The following is an 18,513-nucleotide window of genomic DNA, read 5'->3' on the forward strand; positions in this document are numbered from 1 at the left end:
AAAGGTCAGCCGCACAAACTGCTGCTGTCTTCGGATGATCACGATATTGAGACGGGAGACTTGTGCCGGACCGCGCTCCTCCGGGGTGGCCCGTTGGGACGCTCTATCCCCCGACACTCGGCAACTGCTGCCGAATGCCGGCGGCTACAGCGCCGCGCATCGGACCAGACGCGCAAAGGTCACTGTAGAATTTTGATTTTCTGCATGTTTCCGTTGGTAAATCGAGGTCGATTTAGGAGACATGCAGTAGTGACAACCGACACTCCGCTGCATCATATCGCGACTTCAGGCAGCGATCGGCGAAGGCCATGACGCCGATGCAAGCGACCAAAGGTCGGAGAGACCAGATTGGTGCCGCGGGTCATCCGGTAACATTCCTTTTCGCAGCGCGTGCCTTGCGCGACATGGGCGACGGCTTCGTGGGGATATTTCAGGCAATGGCTGGTTAGGGCAGTTGAGGCGCCAGCTTGCTCGGCCCGTTCAATCTCGCGCGAGCTTGCCGGTGAACGAAGCGGTCGTTCTCACATTGTATGCAATTGTAGGGCAGTCCCCTTCGGGCATCTTTTGCTGATCAGGGTCGATTTGGCCGCTTCGTACCCGCAGCATTGCCGAGGTCTTGCTTCGGCAAGCGTCGGGAGATGGCACTTTCGTAGCCATTTCCGGCTATCGTAATCGGCGAATTTTCACTCAATGTTCAAACGTGTCTTCAATATAAAATACGATATTGACGCCAGATTGCATACATGAGAGAGTCTTTTTGTCTATACAAAACGGTGTGGAGGCCGATTGTGTCGACGGCGCGAGGAGCGCCAAAAAGGAGGAGAAAATCCATGTCAGTGAAGAGACGTACGTTCCTGCAAGGGGCGGCCGGCGCTATCGGTTTGGCCATCGCGCAGGGTGCTTTGTCGAAGATCGCCTATGCGCAGGGAGCGGCCGGCACGCTCCGGGTCGCCATCGCCAAGCCCGCCGGCAACCTCGATCCGCAGAGCCACTACGCCATCTGGGCGATCCAGGACCTGATGTTCGAACCGCTCGTGAAATATGGCAAGGGTGGCCAGATCGAGCCGTGCCTTGCAACCGACTGGAAGATCGAGGACGGCGGCAAGACGCTGCATCTGACGTTGCGCCAAGGTGTGACGTTCCAGGACGGCACCAAGTTCGATGCCGCCGCGTGCAAGTGGAACCTCGAGCGCTGGATGGGTCTCGACCAGTTCAACTGGATGAATTGCTCCAAGCACTTCCAGTCGCTGGACGTTGTCGACGACTACCACATCACCGTGCATTTCAAGGAGCCGGTCCTCGCGCTGATGCAGGAGCTTTCCTACACGCGACCGACACGCTTCCTTTCGCCCAAATCGGTTGGCGCCGACGGCAAGTTCAAGGATCCGGTCGGAACGGGACCGTGGGTCCAGATTAGCGCCGACGACACCCAGAGTGTCTTCGAACACTATGACGGCTATTGGGGCGACAAGCCGACTTATGAGCGTCTCGAGGCCAAGGTCATCCCCGATGCGCGGTCGCGGGTTGCGGCGTTGCGTGCCGGCGAGATCGATCTCATCGGCGGTTTCTGGATCGCGCCATTGACCCCGGAGGAGGGCAAGCAACTCGAGTCAGCCGGCTTCAACGTCGTTGTCGATCCGGGCAACGTCACGCTGGTGATGGCGTTCAACCCCGACCGTGCCGAGGCGCTCAAGGACCCGCAGGTGCGCAAGGCCGTCAGCATGGGCATCGACCGCGCGGCGATCTCCAAGGTGCTCTACCACGGCTACGCCAAGCCCGCCGGCAACATGTTCTCCGGCGCTCTGCCCTATGCCGGGACGCAACATGATGCGCCCGTCCGCGACGTCGCGGCTGCATCGGCGCTTCTCGAAAAGGCCGGCTGGACGGGAAACCCCATCCGATCGAAGAACGGCAAACCGCTGACGCTCGAACTGGTCGTCAGCCCGGATGCGGTGCCGGGATCGCGGGTGATCGCCGAAGTCATCCAGTCGGAAATGAAGGAGATCGGCATCGACCTGGTGATCCGCTCGGTCGACCATGCCTCCAAACACACCGACATGCTGGAGCAGAAGTACGACCTCGGCTTCTTCCTGACCTATGGCGCGCCTTACGATCCGTTCGGCTCGATCGTCGGGCTGTGCCTGTCGACTTTCAAGAATGACGTCGAGGGCAAGCTGGTCACCGATCCGACCAACCTGGACCCGTTGATCAATGCCGCGATGGCTGCGACCGGCGACCAGATCCAGCCGACCATTCAGAAGGTTTTTGACTGGCTCAGGGACAACGACGCGATTGCGCCGCTGGTCTACGTGCCGAGCATCTGGGCGCATTCCAAGCGAGTCCAGGGCTTTGGCAGTCCGGTCACCGAATACGACATGCCCTACGAAAACATCGTATTGGCCGAATAGCGGGAGGGTGCCTTGATCCACTTCATCAGCAAGCGGCTGAAGCATTCCCTGGTCCTTTTGTTCATGGCGTCCCTGGTTTGCTTCACACTCGTCGTGTCGGCACCGGGCAATGTTGCCGTCCTGATTGCCGAACTGCGGGGAGCCGTCGCCACGCCTGGTTATGTTGAACAGGTCGAGGAAGAGATTGGACTGAACAAGCCACTGCTGATGCGCTACGTGGATTGGCTTGGTGACGCTGTCCGCGGAGATTTCGGTATCTCCTATAGAACCGGTCAGGACGTCAGTGCGGATCTCGCAAACCGGATGCTCGTGACCGGAACGCTGATTGCGGGTTCGGCCGTGATCGCCACCCTCATCAGCCTGGCTCTGGGATTTCTCGGTGCCTTCTGGCCCTACAGATTGCCGGACCGCGTCTCGCGCGGTCTGGCGCTCCTTGGCGCGTCCACACCGACGTTCTTCGTCGGAGCGCTGATGATCTACGCCTTTTCCGTCACCTTCCAACTCCTGCCCTCGTTCGGTTTCGACGGTCCGAAAAGCTGGATCCTGCCCTGGCTCACTATCGCGGTCTTGCCAGCGGCCGTTCTCAGTCGCGTCGTGCGGGTGGGCCTGGAAGAGGCGATGACCAGCCCCTTTGTTCTGACCGCAAAGAGCAAGGGTCTCGGTCGCACCGCCATATTATTCCGTGAAGCGTTGCCCAACATCACGCCGATCTTCATCAACGCGCTCGGCACCCAGGTCGGCTTGATGACCGCGACGGCCATCATCGTCGAGCCGTTGTTCGCGTGGCAGGGCGTGGGTGACTACTTCCTCGCCGGCGTACGCTTCCGCGATTTCATGGTGGTGCAGGCGTGCCTGCTCATCTTTCTCACTTTCTTCATCGTAGTGAACCTGGTCGTCGATCTGGCAGTCCTACTGACCGATCCGCGCATCCGCCGCCAATGGAGCTGACCATGAATATGCTCAATCCAATTCTGGCCCGATTGAACAAAATGCCGCGCGCGGCGCTGATCACCATCGGCCTGTTCGTTGCTCTGGGAACCATCGCGCCCTGGCTTGCACCCCAGGATCCGAGCACCCAGAACCTGCTGGACGCCGGACTTGGCCCGTCGGCTACCCACTGGCTCGGAACCGATCACCTGGGACGCGATACCTTCAGCCGCTTGATCATCGCCGCAAACACCTCGCTCGTCAGCGTCGGTTCCGTTCTCGGCGTCGCCATGACCATCGGCATCCTGCTCGGAACGATCGCCGGTTATCATCGCGGCTGGGTCGACGACCTCCTTATGCGCGTCGTAGATGTCGGCCTGTCCGTCCCGAGCCTGATCATCTCGCTGGCGGTGATCGGCATTGTCGGCCCTGGATACTGGACGATGGTGCTGGCTCTGGCGCTCGCCTGGTGGCCGATGAGCGGCCGCATCAGCCGCGCGGTTGCCGTCAGCATCATGAGCAAGCCGCATATCGAAGCCTTGCGGGTACTGGGCGCCAGCCCTTGGCGCATCTATTTCGGCCACCTTCTGCCTGGCACGATCGGCTCGGTGATGGTCTATGCGACGGCCGATGCCGGCACCGCCGCACTCGCCGTCGCGACGCTGAGCTTCCTCGGCCTCGGCATCCAGCCGCCGACGCCGGAATGGGGTCAGATGCTTGTGGATGCGCTGCCCTATCTCGAGTCCGACCCGCGCCAGGTTCTGCTGCCGGGCCTTGCCCTCACGGCCGCCGTTATCGGCTTCAACACGCTTGGGGAATCCATCGCGCTCAACCGCATTCCGAAACCGCTCACCCGGCGCATGCTGGCAATCCGTCGTGCCGAGGTCGCAAGCTGGGGCAAGGAGAATTCCGATGCATGACGAACCCCTCCTGAACGTCAGCAATCTGACGGTCAATTTGCTGACTGCGAAATCGGCGGTTCGCCCCGTCGACGGCGTCAGCTATTCGGTTCGCCAGGGCGAGTGTCTCGCCATCGTCGGCGAAAGCGGCAGCGGCAAGACGGTGATGAACTTCGCACCGCTCGGCCTGATGCCAACAGGCGTGACGACGATGCTCTCCGGTTCCGTCAAGCTCGAGGGCCGCGAACTGATCGGCTTGCCCGAAGCAGAGATCCAGAAGCTGCGCGGCAAGTCCGTCGGCTTCATCTTCCAGGACCCGATGAGCGCCCTCAACCCGGTGCGTCGCATCGGGCGGCAGATTGCCGAAATGGCCGAACTGCATCTCGACATGACGCCGAGGGCCGCGGAAGCGCGGGCGTTGGAACTGGTGAAGCTCGTCGGCATATCCGATCCCATGGCACGGCTCCGGCAATATCCGCATGAGCTCTCCGGCGGCTTACGGCAACGCATCGTCATTGCCATTGCGCTTGCCGGCGAACCGAAGCTGTTGATTGCCGACGAGCCGACGACCGCGCTCGACGTCACGGTTCAGGCACAGATCCTGCGATTGCTGAAGGACGTGCAGCGTCGGCTGAACATGGCGATGGTGCTGATTACCCACGACATGGGCGTCGTGGCGGGCGCGGCCGACAACATCGTCGTCATGTATGCCGCGCGCGCCGCAGAATGTGGTCCGGTCGACAAGGTTCTGGTGAGCCCGCGCCACCCCTACACCCGGGGCCTGATCAACGCGATCCCGCGGCGGGAGGACCCGATCGGTTCGCAGTTCCGCGGGCTTCCCGGCATCCCGCCGACGCTCGGTGCGCCGATCAAGGGCTGTGCCCTTGCGCCGCGCTGCGAACTGGCCGTCCAGGCATGCGGCGACAGCCGCCCGCCGCTGGTCCGGTCCGACGACAGCGCCGTTCTCGTGGCTTGCCCCGTCGTCAATCAAGGAAAGGCTGCCGCATGACACAAGCCCCCGTTCTCAAAGTCGAAAACCTGCAGACGCGCTTCAAGAGCGTTCAGCGAGGCAAGTATGTGCATGCCGTCGACGACGTCTCGATTGAACTCTATCCGGGCGAGATCGTCGGCTTGGTCGGTGAATCCGGCTGTGGCAAGTCGACCCTCGGGCGCACCATCGTCGGGCTCGAGAAGGCAAGCAGTGGCCGCGTTCTGCTCGACGGCGTCGATCTCAGCGCCCTCTCCGGAACTGCCCTGCGGGACAGCCGCCGGGCACTGCAATACGTCTTTCAGGATCCCTATTCGTCGCTCAACGACCGTCAGACGGTCGGCGAGGCGATCGACGAAGCGCTCGTGATCGCCGGCACCCGGTCACCGGAGGAGCGCGATCGCCGTACGAAGGAACTGCTGGATCAGGTGGGTCTCGCATCCGCGGTCAGGGACCGTCATACGCGCGAGCTTTCGGGCGGTCAGCGCCAGCGCGTGGCGATTGCGAGATCGCTCGCCGTGAACCCGCGGGTGCTGATCTGCGACGAGCCTGTGAGCGCCCTCGATCTTTCGATCCGGGCGCAGGTGATGAACCTCTTCCTGCGCTTGCAGAAGGATCTCGGCGTCGCATGTCTTTTCATTGCCCATGATCTTGCGCTGGTGCGGCAGGCGGCCTCACGCGTCTACGTCATGTATCTCGGCAAGATCGTCGAGCATGGACCGTCCCAGGAGCTTTACGACCATCCGAGCCACCCCTATTCGCAGATGCTGCTGGCTTCTGCTCCCGAGGTGGATCCGCGGATCGAAAAGAACCGCAGGGGACCGCTGATGATCGGGGAGGTGCCAAGCCCGACAAATCCGCCGTCCGGCTGCCGGTTCCGAACGCGCTGCCCTCTTGTCGTCGACGATTGTGCCAGGACGCTGCCGCCATCCCGTGTGCTTTCGCCGGGTCATACGGCGGCCTGCACCTTCGCGGCGGATCTTCATCGCGGTAAGCGATCGGCTCTCCTTCAGCAGGAGGTGTCGGCCGCATAGAGCCGGGAAAGGCTTGCCGATGCGTTGCTCTCCAAAGAGCGGCGCCTCGGTCCCTACCGGATCCACAGTTCCCTCGCATCCTTAAAGCTGGGGATGCGCGCCTGCCCCGCCATCGAGCGGGGCTCTTTTTTGTCATCTCGGACAGCATGTCGCCCGGGTCCGCCAGAAGCGGAGCCTCTGGAGACGAAAGACCGAAAGCAATCATCGGGAAGGAACGTTGCTCGGTACAGCATTTAGCCGCGGGCGAGGCGATGCTGGAGGCCGCGTCGGCCACGTTCCATCACCACGCCGTGGTTCCAGCGGAACACGGGTTTCAGGACGAACGAAAGCCTGATCATCCAGGGTTTGGTGATCTTGACGATCCAGTCGTAACGCACCTGGCAGCGGGGGCCGTTGCTTTGGAGCGTCCAACGGCCGATACCCTCCAACTCTCCCGAGGCCCTGCCTTCGATGAGCGATAGCGGTTCAACCTTCACTGTCTCCATGTCAAAGGCCAGTTCATAGGGCAAGGCGGTCACCCATTCCAGGCGACGAACTGTGCCGACGCCGTGCTCATCTCCCTCACGCAGGAGGGAAACCCGCTTGACCGATGGCCACCATTCGGGCCAGGCCTCGGGCGTGCTCAGCTCCCGCCAGACATCCTCCACCGGGGCATCGATGGCCCATCGGGTGACAAGATGGAATTCGGTGAGAGGCATCGCCGGTCCTCTTCAGAGCCGGACGACGCAGGACGCCGGCGGCAATGCTTGAGCAAAGCGCAGGCCAGCGCATGTGATCCGGCCAGATTCGATAAGTCTCGGTAAAAGATCCGTCTCTTGGCTTGCTTGTGCAAGCTCTGATCGGCGGAAGGGGATTTGCAGCCCGCTGCCAACAGACGTCTGCAGGCGCGCTTGACCGATGGTGGCCGTACACCTTGTCGAACGGGCACATGCGGGCGGTCGTGACCCGCATGTTCTTTCCCACTGCATGTCTCCTTGAATCGACTCCGATTTAAGGACAAAGACATGCAGCAAATCAAAGTCGTACAGCGACCTTTGCGCGTCTGAAAAGACGCGCGGCGCTGTAATAGCGTTAGGCTGCGCGGGCGGCCGCCGCGAGCGGCTCGAGGTCGTCGACGGCCTTGTCACCGTTGTAGACGGTCTCGTCGAGAATCCCCTCGCGTTTGGAGACGATTGTCGGCACCAGCGCCTGGCCGGCGACATTGACCGCCGTACGGCCCATGTCGAGGATCGGGTCGATGGCGAGCAGCAATCCAACGCCTTCGAGCGGCAGGCCGAGTGTCGAAAGGGTCAATGTCAGCATGACGGTCGCGCCGGTCAGACCGGCCGTTGCTGCCGAGCCGAGCACCGAGACGAAGACGATCAGCACATATTCCTGGATCCCGAGCGGCAGGCCGAAGAACTGTGCGATGAAGATCGCCGAGATTGCCGGATAGATCGCGGCGCAGCCGTCCATCTTGGTGGTTGCGCCGAGCGGCACGGCGAAGGCGGCGTATTCGCGCGGCACGCCAAGGCTCTTTTCAGTCACGGTCTCGGTGATGGGCAGGGTGCCGACAGAGGAGCGCGAGACGAAGGCGAGCTGGATGGCCGGCCAGGCGCCGGCAAAGAAGCGCGAAGGCTTCAGGCCGTGGCCGACGAGCAGTGCCGGATAGACGACAAAGAGCACGATAGCGAGGCCGATATAGATGGCGGCGGCATACCAGCCAAGCTGCGCCAGCGTTTCCCAGCCGTATTGCGCAACGGCGCGGCCGAGCAGGCCGATCGTGCCGATCGGCGTCAGGCGGATAACCCACCAGAGGATCTTGCGGACGACTGCCAGCAGCGACTGGTTGAGGGCAAGGAACGGCTTGGCGGCGTCACCGACCTTCAGCGCGGCTGCGCCAACGGCGATCGAAACGACCAGGATTTGCAGCACATTGAAATTGAGCGAGGTGCTGGCGCTACCTTCGGTGATCTTGGTGCTGGCCTCGAGGCCGAGTACGTTGGCAGGCACGAGACCCTTCAGGAAATCGAGCCAGGAGCCGGAGTAGGAGGGCGCCTTGGCAGCTTCCTGTGACACGGCCGAGCCGACGCCCGGCTGAAGGATCAGGCCGAGTGCAATACCGATGACAACGGCGATCAGCGAGGTGATCGCGAACCAGAGCAGCGTCTGCCAGACGAGTTTCGCGGCATTCTGCAGTGTCGCGAGATTGGCAATCGAGGCGACGATCGCGGTGAAGACGAGCGGCGGCACGAGCGCGCGAAGGAGCTGGACGAAGATCGAGCCGACCGTCTGGAGAGTAACGGTCAGCCAATTGGCATTACCGGCGGCATCGACGCCCATGTTGCGGGCGATCAGGCCGAGTAGCAGGCCGATGATCATGGCGGCCAGGACTTGGAAACCGAAGGCGGCGTAAATCGGTTTCGGTGAGGATTTGGTGGTTGCTTGCGACACGTCTTGCACTCTCATTGGATGGCGGCGGCCGAAATTTTGGGCAATGGCCGCCGCAAGTGCTCGAAAAATAGTCGAGTGTCCGGTTCGGGGTAAGAAACTCTTTGGCTCGAAAACCACTCAGAGTAGAATAATCTCTCCGAAACATTTTCCCTGGGGTTGCCCCAAGTGCACAGCCGAGGCGCCGTCAGAAACGATAGCCGCGCCCAAGCAGCATGCGCAGCGGCGCGTTCCGCTGATTCCTCGGCTCGTTGGGTTGCCCGCGCAGCAAGGTCATGCCGTGACTGACTTCCTTTGACGCCCATTCAGTGCGGGGCTACGGCGACTGATCCCGCTTTCTGCGTCTGTGTCGAAAATCATTTCACTTGCTTCCGGCGCGAGGGAAATACTCTTTCTCTATAAATATAATGGATAATGTAACTTGTCTGTATGACGTGCCCGAGATCTGGGTCTGGCTTCAGACGATCCTTCATCCGGCCGCGCAACGCATTTGCAGCGAGAAGAGGAGAGGATTGAGATGACACGCAAGATCCGGCTTGGAGCATTTCTTCCCGGCGGTGGACAACATATCGCCGCCTGGCGCCACCCTGACCAGCCAGCCGACGGGGCGACCAGTTTCGAGTTTCACAAGCAACTGGCGCAGACGGCAGAACGTGGTCTGTTCGACGCCTATTTTCTGGCCGATGGGCTGGCGATCGGCTTCGGCGGTGCGCGTGAAGGCGGCAACGCCCGGGTGGCAGGCTTCGAGCCCGTGACCCTGTTCTCGGCACTTGCGCCACTGACCACCCATCTCGGCTTCATCGCTACGTCGTCGACGACCTATGAAGAGCCCTACACCACGGCGCGCAAGTTCGCCTCACTCGACCTGATCTCCGGCGGTCGCGCCGGATGGAACGTGGTGACGACAACCGGCGACCCGACGGCGCAGAATTTCAATCGCGATACCCAGCTTCCGCATGCCGAGCGCTATCGGCGCGCCGCCGAGCATGTCGAGGTGGTCAGGAAACTCTGGGACAGCTTCGAGGACGACGCCTTCATTCGCGACAAGGAAACGGGCGTCTTCTTCGATCCGTCGAAGCTGCACGATACCGACCATCGCGGCGAACATTTCAAAGTGCGCGGCCCGCTCAACATCTCGCGCTCTCCTCAGGGCCACCCGGTGATCGTACAGGCAGGCCAGTCCGATGACGGCCGCGGGCTGGCAGCCGCAACGGCAGAGGTGATCTTCACCGCCCACCAGCACATAGAGACAGCGCAGGAATTCTACCGTGACATCAAGGCCCGCGCCCGGGGGCTCGGCCGCAACCCGGACCACATTCTGGTCATGCCGGGCGTCTCTCCGTTCGTAGGTAGAACGGAGGCCGAAGCGCGCGAGAAATATGATCGCCTCACTTCGCTTATCGTCGAGGAGGACGGCATCGGCCTGCTCAATGGCCTGACCGGCGGCACGCTCGATCTGCATGGCTACGATCTCGATGGGCCGCTGCCGCCGGCACCGCCGACCGAGGGCATGAAGAGCCGGCAGGCGCTGATCCGCCAGATCGCCGACGAAAACAACTTCAGCATCCGCCAGCTCTATCAATGGATCGCTTCGGCGCGCGGCCATTACACGGTCGTCGGAACCGCGGAGCAGGTCGCCGACACCCTGCAGGAGTGGTTCGAAAACGAAGCGGCCGATGGCTTCAATATCCTGCCGCCCTGGTTCCCGACGGCCCTCGACGATTTCGTCGAGCTGGTCATCCCGGAACTGCAGCGCCGTGGCCTTTTCCGCACCGCCTACGAGGGCAGGACGCTCCGGGAAAATCTCGGCCTGCCCGTTCCCGTCAACCGCTGGGCCGCCGCGCGAACGGCCGTCCAGGCAGCCGAGTGAGGGGCGATCATGTCCTACGAACACGTCAACACGTCGCTTGCGGCAGGCTTTGGGCTCGGCCGCGCTGAGGGGCACTCCGCTGCAATCCCGGCGATTGCCTCGCGCTGGCGCGCCTTGTTTGGCTCGATCGTCGCGCGTTATGGCCTGGTGCTCGGCTTTCTCGCCTTCTGGCAACTCTCAAGCACAGTCGGCTGGGTCAATCCGGCGGTCTTTCCGCCTCTCGACGTGATCCTGTCCGCGCTCTGGAGCGGTCTTGCCAGCGGCGCGCTGCTGGACGATATCGCCATCAGCCTGCAGCGATCGGGCATCGCCTTCGCGGCCGCGGTTGCGGTCGGTATCCCGCTCGGGTTGTTCATGGGGCAGGTTCGCTTCGTCGAGCAGGCGCTCGACCCCATCCTGCAGCTCTTCCGCCAGACTTCGGCCCTGGCGCTCTACCCGGTCTTCATCCTGCTGCTCGGCCTCGGCGAGACCTCGAAGGTCTTCGTGATTTTCTGGGCCACGTTGTTTCCAATCCTCCTTTCCACCACCGGCGGCGTCAAAGAAGTCGACAACAAGCTCGTCGAGATGGCCCGGACCTACGGTGCCGGGCCGCTCGCCGTCTTCCGTCGCGTCGTGCTGCCGGCCTCGGTGCCGGCGATCTTCGTCGGCCTGCGCCTCTCGGCCACCACGGCGCTTCTGCTCTTGATCGCCGCCGAGATGATTGGCGCAAACAAGGGCATCGGCTTCCAGGTCATGAACGCCCAATACAACTTCCAAATCCCGCTGATGTTCGCGGCGATCCTGCTGCTCGCCCTGCTCGGTCTCGCCGCCAACGCACTGCTCGTTCTTGCCCAGCGCAACCTCTGCCGCTGGTCACAGCCCAACGCCTGATCGTCACCTCCCATTTTCTCCTTTGAAAGGACAAACCGATGACTTTCCACCCCCGCAATCTTCTTCTGTCTGCCGTACTCACCCTCGGCCTGGCCGCACCAGCGGCTGCCGCTGACGCAGTGAAGCTGCGCTACCTCGCGAGCCAGGGCGGACTGTCTGCCCATGAACTCGCCCAGGAGCTCGGCTACTTCGATGGCACCGGGATCACGCTCGAGAACGTTGGCTACGCCACCGGTGGCCCGGCATCGCTGATTGCATTGGCCTCGGGTGATGTCGAGATCGGCAGTGCGGCAACGTCGGCCGTGCTGAACTCGATCATCAGCGGCAACGATTTCGTCGCCGCCTACCCGTCGAACGGCATCAATGACGAGGTGCAGTCGATCTTCTACGTGCTGGAAGACAGCCCGATCAAGAGCATCAAGGACATCGCCGGCAAGAGCATTGCGGTGAACACGCTTGGCGCGCATCTCGACTATACGATCCGCGAAGCCTTGCATTCGGTCGGCCTGCCGACGGACGCCGCCAACCAGGTGGTCGTGCCTGGTCCGCAGCTCGAGCAGGTGCTGCGCTCCCGCCAGGTGGACATTTCCGCTTTCGGCTATTGGCAGACGACCTTCGAGGGCGCAGCGCGCAAGAACGGCGGCCTGCGGGCGATCTTCGACGACACCGACGTGCTCGGGGAAATTGCCGGCGGCTTCGTGGTGCTGCGCCGGGATTTCATCAAGGCGCATCCCGAGGCCGCAAAGACTTTCGTTCGTCAGTCGGCCCGTGCGCTCGATTACGCGCGCGAACATCCGGAGGAAACCAAGGCGATCCTGGCAAAGGCTTTGCAGGCGCGCGGCGAAAACCCTGAGATCGCCCAGTATTTCCGCGGTTACGGGGTGCGCGCGGGCGGCCTGCCCGTCGAGCGCGACGTCCAGTTCTGGATCGACGTCCTGGTACGTGAAGGCAAGCTCAAGGAAGGCCAACTGGCGCCCAAGGATGTGCTCTTCGCCGTCGACGCTCCGGTCAGCAACTGAGGAACGGCTATGAGCGCTTCCCAGAACCTTCGTCGTGGAGAGGTGGCAATCCGCCACCTCTCCAAATCCTATCGCCTGAACGGCACGCCACTGCCTGTCCTCAGGGATATCAACCTCAACATCCGGTCCGGTGAGGCACTAGCCATTGTCGGTGCCAGCGGCTCGGGCAAGACGACCCTGCTGCGAGTACTGGCGGGGCTCGAGGACCCGGATGCCGGCGAGGTGCTGATCGACGGCAAGCGGACGAGAGGCGTCGGCACCGACCGTGCGGTGATATTCCAGGAGCCGCGGCTTTTGCCCTGGCTGACCGTGCTCGACAATGTCGGCTTTGGGCTGGAGACGCAGGGGCTTTCCCGCGGTGCGGCGAGGGAGCGGGCACGGCGCTACGTCCAGCTCGTCGGCCTGCAGCAGTTCGAAGGCGCCTATCCCCGGCAGCTCTCCGGCGGCATGGCGCAGCGCGTCGGCATTGCCCGCGCGCTGGCGGTCCAGCCAGAAATCCTTCTGCTCGACGAGCCGCTCGGTGCGCTCGACGCGATGACCAAGATCGGCATGCAGCAGGAACTGGCGCGGATATGGCGTGACGAGGACGTAACGACCGTTCTCGTCACGCACGACCTCGAGGAGGCGATCTATCTCGCCGATCGTATCCTGATCCTGCCGCGCGAGAAGGGCGGTGAGCCCAGGCTGATCGAGATCGGCTTGCCGCGACCACGCGATCGCAGCGCACCCGAATTTGTCCGTCATCGCGAAGAATTGCTCCACCTCTTCGGTCTGCATTGAGGCTTTGGCGGAACGGTTGCAGCGATCAAGCGTTACCCCCTTCAAGGCCGCATCCGACAGGAGGCGCAGCCTGCTGGGCTTCCTGTGCAGGGCCGGATGCCGAGTCGAGACAGGAGTAACGCTATGAGAATTTCCAAAAGAATGTCATTCGCCGCAATCGTCTTTGCCCTAAGTGGGGCGGCTGGTCCGGTGCTGGCTCAGTATTACGTCGAACCCGCGCCTGCGCCGGTCTATGTGGCGCCGGCGCCAGGTGCGGTGTATGTCGATCCGATGCCGACCGGGAGTATCTATGTGGCTCCGGCGCCACGTTACGTCTATCGCCCGCCTGCACGGACTTTGGGCGATGCCCGCCAGCGCTACACAGGTGAGTACCAGGGCGCCCACGAGGGCGACTACTATCTCGGTGTCGCGCATCCGCCACAGGTTCCTTAAGCCGCCGGCGGCGGAGCCAACCGACAGTGCCTACTGCATGTCCTCCTTAAATCGACCTCGATTTAAGGACGAAGACATGCAGCAAATCAAAGTCCTACAGCGGCCTTTGCGCGTCTGATAAGACGCGCGGCGCTGTAGAGGCGACGCGTGAGATAGCGATCTCGCGCGTCTGTCGGTCGGTGCCCTATTCGGGCAGGTCCAGCAGGCGGTAGCCTTCGACGAAGTGCTGCAATATCTTCTCGTCCCGGAACGGTTGAGAGGCGGCCCATTGGGCGATCGTGAAGTTTGGATTGTTCATCAAGAACAATTGCGCTTCCGTCCGCGCCTCGTCCAGGCGACCGAGCCGCGCCAGACTGGCAGCGAGCAGGCGGCGTGATGTCGCCCGGTAGGTCGCAGGGTGGCGCAAGGTTTGGACTGCGGCCTCGTAATCCCGAATGCCATATTGAGCCTGACCAAGCATCCAATAGTACCAACCCGGTGGGTGCGGGTTGAGGCGAAGCGCCTTGTGAACATGCTCGATCGCCTGCGCCGGTCGACCGCAAAGGACGATGAGGTCGGAGCGCATCGCCCAGGCATCGGCATGGTTGGGATCAAGCGTCAGGGCGAGGTCGAACTCGGCGTCGGATTCTTCCCAACGGCGCTCGTGACCGAGAATGATGCCGAGGACCCAGCGGTTCCCGGCGTCGTTGGGGTCGAGCGCTACCGCCCTTTGCGCTTCGTCGACGGAGCGCTGCCGATAGGGAACGATCGGCTGGTCCCAGAATTCCCAACTCAACCAGAGGTTAAGCGCCAGCAATCGATGCGCCTCCGCATAGTCGGGATCGAGTGCGAGCGCCCGCTGGAGAAGAAAGATCGCTTCCCTTGCTGCCCCTGCGGTTTGCAGACCGAGCGAGCGCGCTCGCACGCAATAGTCGTAGGCTTTCAGGTTCGATGGGCGGTTGCGGGCCGGCGCGTCGGTGAGGCGCCCGACCAGGGCTTCGACGATCCTGCTCGTCACCTCGTCCTGAACGGCGAAGATATCCTCCAGGCTGCGGTCGAACCGCTCCGCCCACAGGTGATCGCCCTCCAGGGCATCGATCAGTTGGGCGTTGATGCGAACACGGCCCGCCGCCCGCCGGGCGCTGCCTTCCAGCACGTAGCGAACGCCGAGTTCGCGCGCGATGCGGCGCACATCCTCATGCCGGCCCTTGTAGGCAAAAACCGAATTGCTGGCGATGACGAACAGCCCGCCGGCCCTGGAGAGATCTGTGATCAGGTCTTCGGTCAAGCCGTCGACGAAGACCTCTTGCTCCGGCTCGTTGCTCATATTGGTGAAGGGAAGGACGGCGATGGATGGTTTGATGGGCAACGGCAAGGAGGTCTTGGCGCCGCTGCCTTGGTTCAAGGTCGCCGTGCCGATGCGATAGAGAGAAACCGGCTCGACTATGTTCTTGATCGCGTGGGGGCCAAGCGCGTCGAAATCGCAAAAGAGGCGCCGTCTCACCTGGTCGTATATGTTGCCGGAGACATAGATTTCGCCGGGACCGGCCATGGTCTGAAGCCGCGCGGCGACGATGACGCCGTCTCCGTAGAGATCGCCGCTTTCGACGACGACATCACCGAGGTTGATGCCGATGCGCAGGAGAATTCGGCGGTCGTCGGCAAGCCCCTGATTGGCAACTGCCATGCCCTTCTGAATGTCGATCGCACAGGTGACCGCATTCACGGCGCTGGCAAACTCCACCAGCACGCCATCGCCCATCGTCTTGACGATGCGGCCGTTGTGTTCGCGGACGAGGGGATCGAGGATCTGCTTGCGGCGTTCTTTCAACGCTGCAAGCGTACCACCTTCGTCCAGTTCGACGAGGCGGCTGTAACCGACAACATCGGCAGCCACGATTGCGGCGAGACGCCGTTGAGCGCGTTCTTCAGCCATGTCGCGCGCTTCCGCAAAATGGGATGCACGGAATTGTAGGACGTCCGCCGGAAATGTCTATCAGGGAATGCTTATGGGTCCGGTCAACGGCAACCGGAGTTCCGCCGCGGCGGGTTGCCCGCCTTTAGCGCCAGCTGAGGGCCGGCGCGACGTGCTTCAGGATCGCCTCGATCACATGGGCGTTGTAGTCGACGCCGAGCTGGTTCGGGACAGTCAGGAGCAGCGTGTCGGCCTCGGCAATCGCTTCGTCCCTTGCCAGTTGCTCGATGAGAACGTCCGGTTCGGCCGCGTAGCTGCGCCCAAAGATCGCCCGCGTCTTGTCGTCGATGAAGCCGATCTTGTCCTCGTGCTGATTGCCGTGCCCGAAATAGGCGCGGTCGCGCTCGTCCACCAGTGCGAAGATGCTACGACTGACCGAGACGCGCGGCTCGCGCGTATGGCCGGCGGCCTTCCACGCTTCCCGGTAGGCCCGGATCTGGTCGGCCTGCTGGACATGGAACGGCAGGCCGGTCTCGTCGTCCTTCAGCGTCGAACTTTGCAGGTTCATGCCGAGCTTGGCGGCCCAGGCGGCGGTGGCGTTGGAGCTGGCGCCCCACCAAATGCGCTCTCTGAGACCGGCGGAGTGAGGTTCGATGCGCAGCAGGCCGGGAGGATTGGGAAACATCGGCCGCGGGTTGGGCGCAGCGAAGCCTTCGCCACGCAAAATGTCGAGCAGCACTTCCGCGTGCCGTCTCGCCATGTCGCTTTCGGTTTCGCCCTCGGCTGGCTGGTAGCCGAAATGGCGCCAGCCATCGATCACCTGTTCCGGCGAGCCGCGGCTGATGCCGAGCTGCAGGCGTCCGCCGGCGATGAGATCGGCCGATCCGGCATCCTCGGCCATGTACAACGGGTTCTCGTAGCGCATGTCGATGACGGCAGTGCCGATCTCGATCCGGCTGGTCTTGGCGCCGGTCGCCGCCAAGAGCGGGAACGGCGAGGCGAGCTGGCGGGCGAAATGATGGACACGGAAATAGGCGCCGTCCGCGCCCAGTTCCTCGGCCGCAACGGCGAGATCGATCGACTGCAGCAAAGCGTCGGCCGCGGATCGCGTCTGCGACTGGGGCGAAGGTGTCCAGTGTCCGAAGGAAAGAAAACCGATCTTCTTCATGGTCGTGCCGCCTGTCGAATGAAACCGACCGCTTCATGACACGATTCCGATTTTGGATACAGACGGCGATCGGTGACTTCGCCGTGAACAGAGCGGACCCTGCCCTCTATGGAACAGGGTCCTTCCGGTTCTACCGCACTTGCAGACGCGCCTTCATGTTCGGGTGAAAGCGGCAGTAATAGTTGAAGGTGCCGGCCTTGGTTACGGTAAGTGTCGCCGTTTTTCCGGGTGGTATCACGATGTCGAAATCACCCTTGGCCGTTGCCGTATGCGCCATGACGTCCTTGTTCTGCCACTCGATCACGTCGCCCACGGCGGCGCTGATCTCGGCGGGCGAAAAGACGAGTTTTTCAATCGTGACCCGGATGGTTTCGGCCCGCACCGGCGATCCGGCCAGCATCAGGGCCAGACCGCCAATGGCACCAAGCCTCAGCTTCGAGATCATGACGCGGCCTACTTCATCATGGCAGCGACGTGCTCGGCATGTTGCTGATGGCCCTGAAACAGCTTGAGGCCGGTCTCCAGCAGATCCTTCAGCTCGGCATTCTTCGCAGACGGGATCAATAGGGTTTCGAGCGCGCCGTTGACCTGCTTGTGGTAGGCAACCTCGTTGGCGACATAGGCCTTGTCGAAGTCGGTGCCGCTCAGCTTCGCCAGCTTTTCGCGCTCCTGCGTGGCTGCCTTCGTCAGCGAGCGGCTGGTGTCATTGTCCTCGGGCTTCACCTTCAGTTTCTTCACGAGATCGAGCGCCTGTTTGTTCACGGCCTCGTGGTCGCGCAGCATGTCGTTGGCGAAGGCGAGCACCTCCTTGTCCTTCGAAATCTTCAGGGCCTGCTTGGCCGCCTCGATGTCGATGACGCCGGCGGTGTAGGCGATATGGGCAATCTGGGGATCGGTGATCTTGCTCCCAGCCGCAAGGCTGGAGCCACTGATGAGGCAGGCGAGGACGAGGGCTGAGGTCAGGCGGGCATACATCGGGAACTCCTCTCCGGCGGCGCCTTGCCGCCGGTTTCTGTGGATGACACCCATTGGATGCGCGCTATCGACGAAGGTTCCCGAAAATTTTACCTGACGAGCCCGAGCCGGCTCATGACGGCTGCCGTCAGCCGTTCGCAGCGGCGACCGGCAAAGGGAAAGGCATTCATCAGCACGGGTCCGATCTTGCGGTCGATATGTTGGCGCAGGAGCTGGCGGGCCCGGTGCAGGCGGCTTCTGACCGTCTCCGGCTTGATGTCCAGCAGGGCGGCGGTTTCCTCGACGCTCATCGCTTCTATGACGCGAGCGGTGAAGACCAGGCGAAACGCTTCCGGCAAGGCGTCCGTCGCTTCTTCCACCAGACGCAGAATTTGCCGCTGGGCGAGGGCCCGCTCCGGATCGTCCGAACCTGCCGCATTTGGAAACGGCACGATGTCGGCGCTCGCCTGTTCGGTCGCCAGGGGAACCTCATGTCGCGTGGACGACTTGCGCAAGCGTCCGAGCGCCTCATTGAGAACCACGCGGTGAAGCCAGGTGGTGAGACTGGCGTCACCACGGAAAGTTTCAAGGTGCTCGAAGGCGCGAAGATAGGCCTCCTGCACCACATCCTCGGCGATGCTGTCGTTGCGCACGACCGAACGCGCGATGCGGAAGAGCCGTTGATTGTGCCGACGCATGATGGTGCGGAACGCCTCGGGATCATTGGCGAGCGCGCGCTGGACGAGATCGTGGTCCGTCAAGTGATCGGCCTGAGCCGCGAGCCGTGGCATTTGCAAGAGAACATCTTTCATCATCCACCTCCAAACCAACGTTTGATGC

General features: G+C 62.6%; 17 protein-coding genes. 10 read left to right on the plus strand and 7 right to left on the minus strand.

The window, feature by feature from the left end; all coding sequences use genetic code 11:
- Positions 1 to 830 precede the first annotated feature (830 nt).
- The 5 genes from AC1Z3V_RS09050 to AC1Z3V_RS09070 are packed head-to-tail and all read left to right on the plus strand — an operon-like array spanning position 831 to position 6,256.
- On the plus strand, positions 831 to 2,408 hold the full coding sequence (locus AC1Z3V_RS09050; RefSeq protein WP_483498396.1) for a nickel ABC transporter substrate-binding protein: 1,578 nt from the start codon (positions 831 to 833) through the stop codon (positions 2,406 to 2,408).
- Between the two features lie 12 nt (positions 2,409 to 2,420).
- Positions 2,421 to 3,356, plus strand: coding sequence for an ABC transporter permease (locus AC1Z3V_RS09055; protein ID WP_483498397.1), 936 nt, complete (start codon positions 2,421 to 2,423; stop codon positions 3,354 to 3,356).
- On the plus strand, positions 3,347 to 4,255 hold the full coding sequence (locus tag AC1Z3V_RS09060) for an ABC transporter permease (RefSeq protein WP_483498398.1): 909 nt from the start codon (positions 3,347 to 3,349) through the stop codon (positions 4,253 to 4,255). Before AC1Z3V_RS09055 ends, AC1Z3V_RS09060 begins: the two co-directional genes overlap by 10 nt.
- On the plus strand, positions 4,248 to 5,243 hold the full coding sequence (locus tag AC1Z3V_RS09065; protein WP_483498399.1) for an ABC transporter ATP-binding protein: 996 nt from the start codon (positions 4,248 to 4,250) through the stop codon (positions 5,241 to 5,243). Before AC1Z3V_RS09060 ends, AC1Z3V_RS09065 begins: the two co-directional genes overlap by 8 nt.
- On the plus strand, positions 5,240 to 6,256 hold the full coding sequence (locus AC1Z3V_RS09070) for an ABC transporter ATP-binding protein (RefSeq protein ID WP_483498400.1): 1,017 nt from the start codon (positions 5,240 to 5,242) through the stop codon (positions 6,254 to 6,256). Before AC1Z3V_RS09065 ends, AC1Z3V_RS09070 begins: the two co-directional genes overlap by 4 nt.
- 233 nt (positions 6,257 to 6,489) lie before the next feature.
- On the opposite strand, the gene AC1Z3V_RS09075 is transcribed toward AC1Z3V_RS09070, so the two are convergent.
- Positions 6,490 to 6,954 (minus strand): SRPBCC family protein, encoded by a 465-nt coding sequence (locus AC1Z3V_RS09075; protein WP_483498401.1) that lies wholly within the window; start codon positions 6,952 to 6,954, stop codon positions 6,490 to 6,492.
- Between the two features lie 373 nt (positions 6,955 to 7,327).
- A complete protein-coding gene (locus AC1Z3V_RS09080; RefSeq protein ID WP_483498402.1) occupies positions 7,328 to 8,689 on the minus strand; it encodes a dicarboxylate/amino acid:cation symporter in 1,362 nt (453 codons plus the stop codon).
- Positions 8,690 to 9,203: 514 nt separating this feature from the next.
- Here AC1Z3V_RS09080 and AC1Z3V_RS09085 point away from each other — a divergent pair.
- The 5 genes from AC1Z3V_RS09085 to AC1Z3V_RS09105 all read left to right on the plus strand — a co-directional run bounded on the left by AC1Z3V_RS09085 (position 9,204) and on the right by AC1Z3V_RS09105 (position 13,657).
- Positions 9,204 to 10,556: an LLM class flavin-dependent oxidoreductase gene (locus tag AC1Z3V_RS09085; RefSeq protein ID WP_483498403.1), complete on the plus strand. Its 1,353-nt coding sequence runs from the start codon at positions 9,204 to 9,206 to the stop codon at positions 10,554 to 10,556.
- A gap of 9 nt (positions 10,557 to 10,565) precedes the next feature.
- Positions 10,566 to 11,426, plus strand: a complete 861-nt coding sequence (locus AC1Z3V_RS09090; RefSeq protein WP_483498404.1) for an ABC transporter permease — start codon at positions 10,566 to 10,568, stop codon at positions 11,424 to 11,426.
- Positions 11,427 to 11,464: 38 nt separating this feature from the next.
- Positions 11,465 to 12,445 carry an ABC transporter substrate-binding protein gene (locus AC1Z3V_RS09095; protein ID WP_483498405.1) on the plus strand — a complete coding sequence of 327 codons (981 nt, stop codon included), beginning with the start codon at positions 11,465 to 11,467 and terminating at the stop codon, positions 12,443 to 12,445.
- 9 nt (positions 12,446 to 12,454) lie between these two features.
- A complete protein-coding gene (locus AC1Z3V_RS09100; RefSeq protein ID WP_483498406.1) occupies positions 12,455 to 13,225 on the plus strand; it encodes an ABC transporter ATP-binding protein in 771 nt (256 codons plus the stop codon).
- Between the two features lie 123 nt (positions 13,226 to 13,348).
- Complete coding sequence (locus AC1Z3V_RS09105) at positions 13,349 to 13,657, plus strand: hypothetical protein (protein ID WP_483498407.1); 309 nt, start codon at positions 13,349 to 13,351, stop codon at positions 13,655 to 13,657.
- 184 nt (positions 13,658 to 13,841) lie between these two features.
- Here AC1Z3V_RS09105 and AC1Z3V_RS09110 read toward each other — a convergent pair whose 3' ends face one another.
- The 5 genes from AC1Z3V_RS09110 to AC1Z3V_RS09130 all read right to left on the minus strand — a co-directional run bounded on the left by AC1Z3V_RS09110 (position 13,842) and on the right by AC1Z3V_RS09130 (position 18,464).
- Positions 13,842 to 15,572 (minus strand): adenylate/guanylate cyclase domain-containing protein, encoded by a 1,731-nt coding sequence (locus AC1Z3V_RS09110; RefSeq protein WP_483498408.1) that lies wholly within the window; start codon positions 15,570 to 15,572, stop codon positions 13,842 to 13,844.
- A gap of 124 nt (positions 15,573 to 15,696) precedes the next feature.
- Positions 15,697 to 16,719, minus strand: coding sequence for an LLM class flavin-dependent oxidoreductase (locus tag AC1Z3V_RS09115; RefSeq protein ID WP_483498409.1), 1,023 nt, complete (start codon positions 16,717 to 16,719; stop codon positions 15,697 to 15,699).
- Positions 16,720 to 16,849: 130 nt separating this feature from the next.
- A complete protein-coding gene (locus AC1Z3V_RS09120) occupies positions 16,850 to 17,164 on the minus strand; it encodes a cupredoxin domain-containing protein (RefSeq protein WP_483498410.1) in 315 nt (104 codons plus the stop codon).
- Positions 17,165 to 17,172: 8 nt separating this feature from the next.
- Positions 17,173 to 17,694: a DUF4142 domain-containing protein gene (locus AC1Z3V_RS09125; protein WP_483498411.1), complete on the minus strand. Its 522-nt coding sequence runs from the start codon at positions 17,692 to 17,694 to the stop codon at positions 17,173 to 17,175.
- A gap of 89 nt (positions 17,695 to 17,783) precedes the next feature.
- On the minus strand, positions 17,784 to 18,464 hold the full coding sequence (locus tag AC1Z3V_RS09130; protein ID WP_483499609.1) for an RNA polymerase sigma factor: 681 nt from the start codon (positions 18,462 to 18,464) through the stop codon (positions 17,784 to 17,786).
- Positions 18,465 to 18,513 lie beyond the last annotated feature (49 nt).

Source organism: Ensifer sp. 38_S197 (assembly GCF_056924495.1).

Bases quoted from the DNA above. Each gene is read 5' to 3' on its own strand.
- AC1Z3V_RS09060 (WP_483498398.1), top strand. From the start codon at position 3,347: ATGGAGCTGACCATGAATATGCTCAATCCAATTCTGGCCCGATTGAAC.
- AC1Z3V_RS09125 (WP_483498411.1), bottom strand. From the start codon at position 17,694: ATGTATGCCCGCCTGACCTCAGCCCTCGTCCTCGCCTGCCTCATCAGT.
- AC1Z3V_RS09100 (WP_483498406.1), top strand. From the start codon at position 12,455: ATGAGCGCTTCCCAGAACCTTCGTCGTGGAGAGGTGGCAATCCGCCAC.
- AC1Z3V_RS09105 (WP_483498407.1), top strand. From the start codon at position 13,349: ATGAGAATTTCCAAAAGAATGTCATTCGCCGCAATCGTCTTTGCCCTA.
- AC1Z3V_RS09120 (WP_483498410.1), bottom strand. From the start codon at position 17,164: ATGATCTCGAAGCTGAGGCTTGGTGCCATTGGCGGTCTGGCCCTGATG.
- AC1Z3V_RS09050 (WP_483498396.1), top strand. From the start codon at position 831: ATGTCAGTGAAGAGACGTACGTTCCTGCAAGGGGCGGCCGGCGCTATC.
- AC1Z3V_RS09085 (WP_483498403.1), top strand. From the start codon at position 9,204: ATGACACGCAAGATCCGGCTTGGAGCATTTCTTCCCGGCGGTGGACAA.
- AC1Z3V_RS09130 (WP_483499609.1), bottom strand. From the start codon at position 18,464: ATGCCACGGCTCGCGGCTCAGGCCGATCACTTGACGGACCACGATCTC.
- AC1Z3V_RS09110 (WP_483498408.1), bottom strand. From the start codon at position 15,572: ATGGCTGAAGAACGCGCTCAACGGCGTCTCGCCGCAATCGTGGCTGCC.
- AC1Z3V_RS09070 (WP_483498400.1), top strand. From the start codon at position 5,240: ATGACACAAGCCCCCGTTCTCAAAGTCGAAAACCTGCAGACGCGCTTC.
- AC1Z3V_RS09065 (WP_483498399.1), top strand. From the start codon at position 4,248: ATGCATGACGAACCCCTCCTGAACGTCAGCAATCTGACGGTCAATTTG.
- AC1Z3V_RS09095 (WP_483498405.1), top strand. From the start codon at position 11,465: ATGACTTTCCACCCCCGCAATCTTCTTCTGTCTGCCGTACTCACCCTC.
- AC1Z3V_RS09075 (WP_483498401.1), bottom strand. From the start codon at position 6,954: ATGCCTCTCACCGAATTCCATCTTGTCACCCGATGGGCCATCGATGCC.
- AC1Z3V_RS09090 (WP_483498404.1), top strand. From the start codon at position 10,566: ATGTCCTACGAACACGTCAACACGTCGCTTGCGGCAGGCTTTGGGCTC.
- AC1Z3V_RS09115 (WP_483498409.1), bottom strand. From the start codon at position 16,719: ATGAAGAAGATCGGTTTTCTTTCCTTCGGACACTGGACACCTTCGCCC.